At 74.1% G+C, this 7,353-nt stretch carries 6 protein-coding genes and 1 pseudogene; 6 read left to right on the top strand and 1 reads right to left on the bottom strand.

Translation table 11 applies throughout. The features are described from left to right. Nucleotides 1-290: 290 nt before the first annotated feature. The 6 genes and pseudogenes from pyrF (at nucleotide 291) to metK (ending at nucleotide 5,751) form a co-directional block, all read left to right on the top strand. Nucleotides 291-992: an orotidine-5'-phosphate decarboxylase gene (pyrF, locus tag D476_RS0101765; RefSeq protein WP_017622267.1), complete on the top strand. Its 702-nt coding sequence runs from the start codon at nucleotides 291-293 to the stop codon at nucleotides 990-992. Nucleotides 993-1,418: 426 nt separating this feature from the next. Further along, a complete protein-coding gene (mihF, locus tag D476_RS0101760) occupies nucleotides 1,419-1,739 on the top strand; it encodes an integration host factor, actinobacterial type (RefSeq protein ID WP_017541927.1) in 321 nt (106 codons plus the stop codon). Between the two features lie 277 nt (nucleotides 1,740-2,016). After that, nucleotides 2,017-2,613 carry a guanylate kinase gene (gene gmk / locus D476_RS0101755; protein WP_017622266.1) on the top strand — a complete coding sequence of 199 codons (597 nt, stop codon included), beginning with the start codon at nucleotides 2,017-2,019 and terminating at the stop codon, nucleotides 2,611-2,613. A 70-nt stretch (nucleotides 2,614-2,683) separates the two neighbouring features. Further along, nucleotides 2,684-2,950 carry a DNA-directed RNA polymerase subunit omega gene (rpoZ, locus tag D476_RS0101750; protein ID WP_017622265.1) on the top strand — a complete coding sequence of 89 codons (267 nt, stop codon included), beginning with the start codon at nucleotides 2,684-2,686 and terminating at the stop codon, nucleotides 2,948-2,950. 43 nt (nucleotides 2,951-2,993) lie between these two features. Then, on the top strand, nucleotides 2,994-4,217 hold the full coding sequence (coaBC, locus tag D476_RS0101745; RefSeq protein WP_239648567.1) for a bifunctional phosphopantothenoylcysteine decarboxylase/phosphopantothenate--cysteine ligase CoaBC: 1,224 nt from the start codon (nucleotides 2,994-2,996) through the stop codon (nucleotides 4,215-4,217). Nucleotides 4,218-4,579: 362 nt separating this feature from the next. Continuing rightward, a pseudogene (gene metK / locus D476_RS31790) lies at nucleotides 4,580-5,751 on the top strand (methionine adenosyltransferase). Between the two features lie 229 nt (nucleotides 5,752-5,980). On the opposite strand, the gene D476_RS0101720 reads toward metK, so the two are convergent. Next, the gene (locus D476_RS0101720) at nucleotides 5,981-7,264 is read right to left on the bottom strand and encodes a DUF418 domain-containing protein (RefSeq protein ID WP_017622261.1); all 1,284 of its coding nucleotides are present in this window, start codon (nucleotides 7,262-7,264) and stop codon (nucleotides 5,981-5,983) included. Nucleotides 7,265-7,353 lie beyond the last annotated feature (89 nt).

Raw genomic sequence — 7,353 nt, 5'->3', positions numbered from 1 at the left:
CCTTCGGCCGCCCGCCCACGGCGGCCGCGACCGCCGAGGGTTTCGCGGCGCCGTCCGGCCCGGAGCCGGGGCGGCCGCATCGACCCGGCCGGACGGGGATCACACCGCTCCGGCGGGCGCGACCCCCGGCCCTGCGGGGCCGGACATGCATGAACCCGCCGTACGGGGGAACCGCACGGGGCAGTGCCCGCGCGCCCGTACGGTTCCCGTCGGCCGGGCGCCCGCCCCTCGGGGGCGGCCCCGTCCGGACAGCACGCACGTTCCATACACGCACGTGAAGGAGAGGCATCGTGGCCGCGCCCATCGCAGTCGCCATCGACGCACCCGAGATCGAGACCGCCGCCCGCTGGGCGTCCGCGGTCGCCCCGCACGTCAGCACGGTCAAGGTGGGGCTGGAGCTCTACCTGCGCTACGGGCCCGAGGTGATCACCACGGTGCGCGGGGCCAACCGGGTCTCGGTCTTCCTCGACCTCAAGCTGCACGACATCCCGGCCACGGTGGCCGGGGCCGCGCGCAACGTGGCCCGCCTCAAGCCCTCGATCCTGACCGTGCACGCGGCCGGGGGCCGGGACATGGTCCGGGCGGCGGTGGAGGCGGCCCCCGACACCACGATCGCCGCGGTGACGGTGCTCACCTCGCTGGACGACGCCGAGCTGGAGCGGATCGGGATGCTCGGCCCGGCCTCGGACGCGGCCCGGCGCCTGGCGGAGCTGGCCGTGGAGGCGGGCGCGGGCGCGCTGGTGTGCTCCCCGCACGAGGTGGCCCAGCTGCGCGCGGACGTGGGCCCCGACGTGCGGCTGATCACCCCGGGCGTGCGGCCGGCGGGCGCGGACCGGGGCGACCAGGCCCGGGTGGCCACCCCGGAGCAGGCCCTGGCCTCCGGAGCGGACCTGCTGGTCATCGGCCGCCCGATCACCCGCGCCGCCGACCCGGGGGCGGCCGCGGCCTCCATCGCCGCGGCGGTGCGCCGCTCGGAGTCGGTCGGCGGGTGAGGCCCACGCGCTCCGTTCCGGGGCCCGGCGCCCGTTCGGGTGCCGGGCCCCGGGGCGTTCCCGGCGGACCGGAAGGAGGGGCGGGCGGCCGGCGGGGCCGCAACGGCCGTCCCTCGCTCCCCACCGTGTCCGATTCCGGTCACATTCGGTCACGCCGATTCGGGTCTCCGCAAGCCGTGCCCCGGGCGGCTCCGCGACCGGCTCGAACCCCGGAGTGCGTGCCTGTCCGGGGATGACGCCGCCGTGCCCAACCGGGCCAAAAGTCCCGATTTCAACCCCGGTGCGCAATCGACTGATGACACAACGTAATTAGTTGGACGAAATAGCGCTTGAAGGGCCACTTTGCGTTGCCGAACGGGGCCGGAACCTACTAACTTGCGCAGGCGTCCGCCCTCTACAAACGAGAGAAAACCGAGGTGACCCGGCGTGGCCCTTCCTCCCCTCACACCCGAGCAGCGCGCCGCGGCTCTGGAGAAGGCCGCTAAGGCCAGAAAAGAGCGCGCGGAAGTCAAGAACCGGCTGAAGCACGGTGGCGTCTCCCTCAAGGAGGTGCTCGCCGACGGCCAGACCGACGACGTCATCGGCAAGATGAAGGTCTCGGCCCTGCTGGAGTCGCTCCCCGGCGTCGGCAAGGTCCGTGCCAAGCAGATCATGGAGCGGCTCAACATCGCCGAGTCGCGCCGCGTCCGCGGCCTGGGTGCCAACCAGCGCTCCGCCCTGGAGCGCGAATTCGGCGGCGCCGAGTAAGGATCCGACCGACTGTGCGGTACCCCACCGCGGGTGCTGTCCGACGGGTCCGCCGGTCGGCCGCGGCGCCGCCGCGGCCGCCGGTGCGGCGGAGGACCCCGTGAGCGCCGCGGCGCCCCCGGTCCGCACCGCCCCCGCGAGCGGGGCGCGGGACGGCCGGGGGCGCCGCGGCGCGGTGGTATAAAAGACCGATCACCCCCGGTCCGGCGGCCCGCCCCCTTGTGCGCGGGCACAGCCCCGACCGGACCGAACGCCGCACCGAGAGTTAGAACCCCACGTGCCTACCAGCCCGATCGATGCCGAGGAGGCCGGCGCCCCGGCCCGGCGGCTCACGGTCCTGTCCGGCCCCTCCGGGGTGGGCAAGAGCACCGTCGTCAAGAGGATCCGCGCCGACCACCCCGAGGTCTGGCTGTCGGTCTCGGTCACCACGCGGGCCCCCCGGCCGGGGGAGACCGACGGCGTGGAGTACTTCTTCGCCACCGCCGAGGAGTTCGACCGGATGGTCGCCGAGGGCCGGATGCTGGAGTGGGCCGAGTTCGCGGGCAACCGCTACGGCACGCCGCGCGCCCCCGTCGAGGAGCGGCTGCGCGCCGGGACCCCGGTACTGCTGGAGATCGACCTGCAGGGCGCGCGGCAGGTCCGCACGTCCATGCCGGACTCCTTCCACGTCTTCCTCGCCCCGCCCTCGTGGGAGGAGCTGGTGCGGCGGCTCACCGGCCGCGGCACCGAGCCGCCCGAGGTGGTCCGGCGGCGGCTGGACGCCGCGCGCACCGAGATGGCCGCCGAGAAGGAGTTCGACGCCACGCTCGTCAACACGTCCGTCGAGGACGTCCGCGACGAACTGCTAGCCTTGATCCAGGCGCCGAGAGTGTGATATCCGGCGCCCGCACCGCCCACCCGGCCCCCGCCCGCGGGGGCCGACGACCGTCCCAGGGGGAACCCACGTGGCTGGTACCGAGCCCGTCGCCGAAGGCATCACCAACCCGCCGATCGACGACCTCCTCGAACTCGTCGACAGCAAGTACAGCCTGGTCACCATGTCCTCCAAGCGGGCCCGGCAGATCAACGCCTACTACGCCCAGCTCGGCGAGGGCCTGCTGGAGTACGTCGGCCCGCTGGTCGAGACCCAGGTCCAGGAGAAGGCGCTGTCCATCGCCCTGCGCGAGGTCAAGGCCGGCCTGCTGACCTCGGAGCCCTACGAGGGAAGCTGAGGCAGCGGCGCGGGGGCCCCGGCCCCCGGGCTAGAGTCCGACCGTGAACACAGACAACACATCAGACGCGCCCGAGGTCGTCCTGGGGGTGGGCGCCGGGATCGCCGCCTACAAGGTGTGCGAGGTCCTGCGCCGGTTCACCGAGACGGGGCACCGGGTCCGCGTCGTTCCCACCGCCGACGCCCTGCGCTTCGTGGGCGAGCCCACCTGGGCGGCGCTCTCCGGACGCCCCGTGGCGAGCGGCGTGTGGGACGCCGTGCACGAGGTCCCGCACGTGCGCCTGGGGCAGGGGGCCGACCTGGTCCTGGTCGCCCCGGCCACTGCGGACCTGCTGGCCAAGGCCGCCCACGGGCTGGCCGACGACCTGCTCACCAACACCCTGCTCACCGCGCGCTGTCCGGTGGTCTTCGCCCCGGCCATGCACACCGAGATGTGGGAGCACCCGGCCACCCGGGCCAACGTCGCCACGCTGCGCGCGCGCGGAGCGGTCGTGCTCACCCCCGACTCGGGCCGTCTGACCGGCGCCGACACCGGGCGCGGGCGCCTGCCCGACCCCGAGGCCCTGTTCGAGTCCGCGCGGGCGGTGCTGCGCCGCGGCCCCGGCCCCGCCGACCTGGCCGGGCGCAACGTCCTGATCACCGCGGGCGGCACCCGCGAGCCGATCGACCCCGTGCGCTACCTGGGCAACCGCTCCTCCGGGCGGCAGGGGTACGCGCTGGCCGCCACCGCCGCGGCGCGCGGGGCCCAGGTCACCCTGGTCGCCGCCAACACCGACCTGCCCGCGCCCCCCGGGGCCGAGGTGGTGCCCGTGGAGTCCGCCGAGCAGATGCACCGGGCCGTGCTGGAGTCCCGCAAGCGGGCCGACGCCGTGGTGATGGCCGCGGCCGTCGCCGACTTCCGGCCCGCCGCCAGCGCCCAGAGCAAGATCAAGAAGACCGGTGAGGGCCCCGACCCGCTCGGCCTGGCGGTCAACCCCGACATCCTCGCCGAGGTCTCCGCCGACCGCCCGCACCCGGGCCAGGTGGTGGTGGGCTTCGCCGCCGAGACCGACGACGTCCTGGCCAACGGCCGGGCCAAGCTCGCCCGCAAGGGCTGCGACCTGCTCGTGGTCAACCGGGTGGGCGGCGGCCGCGCCTTCGGCACCGAGGAGAACCAGGCGGTCGTGCTGGGGGCCGACGGGGGTTCCACCGAGGTGCCGATGGGGCCCAAGACCGACCTCGCCGACCGCGTCTGGGACCTCGTCGCCGAGCGCCTCACGGTGACCTGACACGACGCCCACGTGTTGCGCCGCGGGGAAGCCGTTTCGCTGTACGCTACGAAAACCCCAGCGCAACGGCATGATCGGAACGGCCTCTGGAACTTTTTATGTGGCTTACGTCACAATGTGTCCAGGGGCGTCTGAAGTGGGCGTTCCATGGATGGGCGACGGTTCGGCGCCGCCGTCGGAACGGTCGTGGCGGCCTCATGAACCCCCCGCGCCCCGGGTGCGGCGGGGAGGGCACCACTACAGTGGATCGAGAAACCAACCCCGTGGGTCGGTAATCGCCGGTGGTCACCCACCAGCCCCGGCGGGCGCCGACCGATCTCAAGACAACTGTCAGCCAGCAGCCGCTGCAAGGAGTCACTTACGTGTCCCGTCGCCTTTTCACCTCCGAGTCCGTCACCGAAGGCCACCCCGACAAGATGGCCGACCAGATCAGTGACGCGATCCTCGACGCGATGCTGAAGGACGACCCCGCCAGCCGGGTCGCCGTGGAGACCCTGATCACCACCGGCCAGGTGCACATCGCCGGTGAGGTCACCACCAAGACCTACGTGGACATCCCCGAGATCGTCCGCAAGAAGATCCTCGAGATCGGCTACGACTCCTCTGCCAAGGGCTTCGACGGAGACTCCTGCGGGGTCTCGGTCTCCATCGACCAGCAGTCCCCCGACATCGCGCAGGGCGTCGACACCGCCTACGAGGCGCGGGTCGAGAAGGAGGAGGACAAGCTCGCCAGCCAGGGCGCCGGCGACCAGGGCCTGATGTTCGGGTACGCCAACCGCGAGACCCCCGAGCTCATGCCGCTGCCGATCAAGCTCGCCCACGCGCTGTCGCAGCAGCTCTCCAAGGTCCGCCACGACGGCACCGTCCCCTACCTGCGCCCCGACGGCAAGACGCAGGTGACGGTCGAGTACGAGGGCAACACCCCGGTCCGCCTGGACACCGTCGTGCTGTCCAGCCAGCACGCCCCGGACATCGACCTCAACGAGCTCCTGACGCCCGACGTCAAGGAGCACGTGATCGAGCCGATCGTGTCCCAGTACGGCCTGGAGGCCGACGACTACCGGCTGCTGGTCAACCCGACCGGCCGCTTCGAGATCGGCGGCCCGATGGGTGACGCGGGCCTGACCGGCCGGAANGCTACGCCCGCCACGGCGGCGGCGCCTTCTCCGGCAAGGACCCGTCCAAGGTGGACCGCTCGGCCGCCTACGCCACTCGCTGGGTCGCCAAGAACATCGTCGCGGCCGGCCTGGCCGACCGCGCCGAGGTCCAGGTGGCCTACGCCATCGGCAAGGCCGCCCCGGTCGGCGTCTTCATCGAGACCTTCGGCACCGAGCAGGTGGCCCCGGACGTCATCGAGAAGGCCGTCAAGGAGGTCTTCGACCTGCGCCCGGCCGCGATCGTGCGGGACCTGGACCTGCTGCGCCCGATCTACTCGGGCACGGCGGCCTACGGCCACTTCGGCCGCGAGGTCCCGGAGTTCACCTGGGAGTCGACCGCCCGCGCCGAGGCCCTGAAGTCCGCGGTCGGCGCCTGAGGGCGTCCGACCCGCCCCTGGTGAAGGGGCAGCGCACGGTGAGGGGCCCGTCTCCCGAGGGGAGGCGGGCCCCTGCCCTCCGTCCGGGACCGGTTCGCACCGGCCCCGGTCCGTCCGCCCCGGCCCAACGCCCCCGGCGGGGAGCGAGCCGTGCCGGACGCGCGCCCGCAGGCCGCGTGCGCGGCCCGCCCTGCCAGGGTGCCCGGCCCGGCGCCCCGTCCCGGTCGCCTCAGCGCGCTGTCCTGGACAGCGCCGCCTTCTGCACGGCCTCCAAAGGCCCGTGCCGGAAGCGCCGCAGCCACAGCGCGCTCCCGGCGAGCAGGACCGCGCCGATCGCCGCCCACAGGCCGATCACCCACCACGGCCCCGACCCCTCGAAGCGCGCCGCCAGGCCCAGGCCGAAGCCGTAGCAGGCCACCATGGCGATGACGTTCTGCAGGACGTAGCCGCTGAGCGCGGTGCGGCCGAGGCGGGACAGGGCCCCGGCCACCGGCCCGGTCCGCCGTGCCCGGTCCAGGAGCAGGCCGACCAGCCCGGCCACCCCGATCGCCGCCACCGGCGCCGCGACATAGCGCTCGACGAGGAACCCGTCGCTACCGAGCAGGGACGCCGCGACCTTCATCGGGACACCGGCCCCGAGCCCCCACACCGCCATGCGGACGCGCAGCCGCCGCCCCTGCGCCCCGGGCGCGAAGGCCCCGGCGCGGAACAGGAACACGCCGCTCAGGAAGAGCGTCAGCATCAGACCGAACGTCATCACGGGCTCGATCCGCAGCACGGCGACGTTCTCCAGCCGCACCAAGACCTGCTCCAGGTAGCCTCCCTCCGCGTAGAGGCGGACCGCCTCCGGATCGGGGCCGCCCGAGCCGCCGCCCGCCGCGTCCGGGGAGGCCATGAGGAGCGCGGTGGCGGCCGCCATGGCCGCCACGTGCACCGAGCCCGCGACGGCGGCCACCGCCGAGCGCACCCGCGGCCCGCGCGCCAGCAGCCAGGCCGCCACCAGCGCGGTCACGGCGTAGCCCATGAGCACGTCCCAGGCGAACACCAGGGTGAAGTGCACCAGGCCCTCGAAGAACAGGAACAGCGCCCGCCACTTGTACGGGCCGGGCCAGGGGAGCCCGCGCTTGTGTGCGGAGCGGTACTGGACCGCCAGCCCGGCGCCGAACAGCAGCGTGAGCAGCGACAGCGACGTGCCGTTCATGGCCAGGCGGAACAGCGCCTCGGCGACCACCCCGGGCGCGGGGTCGGCGGCGGCCGAGGCGAGGGTGGGCGGGTCCATCCCGAGGACGCTGATCTCCGCCCCGGGTGCGGTGAACAGCCAGATGTTCATGCCCAGCGTGCCCAGGATCGCCAGACCCCGGAGCACGTCGAGCAGGGGCAGGCGCCCGGACCCCGTGGAGCCCGCCGCCGCCCCTCCAGCCGCCTGCCCGGCCGCCTCGGGCTCCCGGTCCGCCCCTGACGTCCTCGCTCCGGCGGGTGCGGCCTCACCCGTCGGGCCGGTGCGCGTGCTCATGCGCCCAATCCCCTCCTCGTCGTCGCGCCTGCGGACCGGGTGGTCCCGACCCGGGCACCGACCACGGTGACGGGGGAGCGGCGGCCGGG

The organism is Nocardiopsis chromatogenes YIM 90109 (genome assembly GCF_000341185.1).
GTDB lineage: Bacteria > Actinomycetota > Actinomycetes > Streptosporangiales > Streptosporangiaceae > Nocardiopsis_A > Nocardiopsis_A chromatogenes.
The sequence above is the reverse complement of the archived record's forward strand: the minus strand, read 5'-3'. Positions and strand labels throughout refer to the sequence as shown.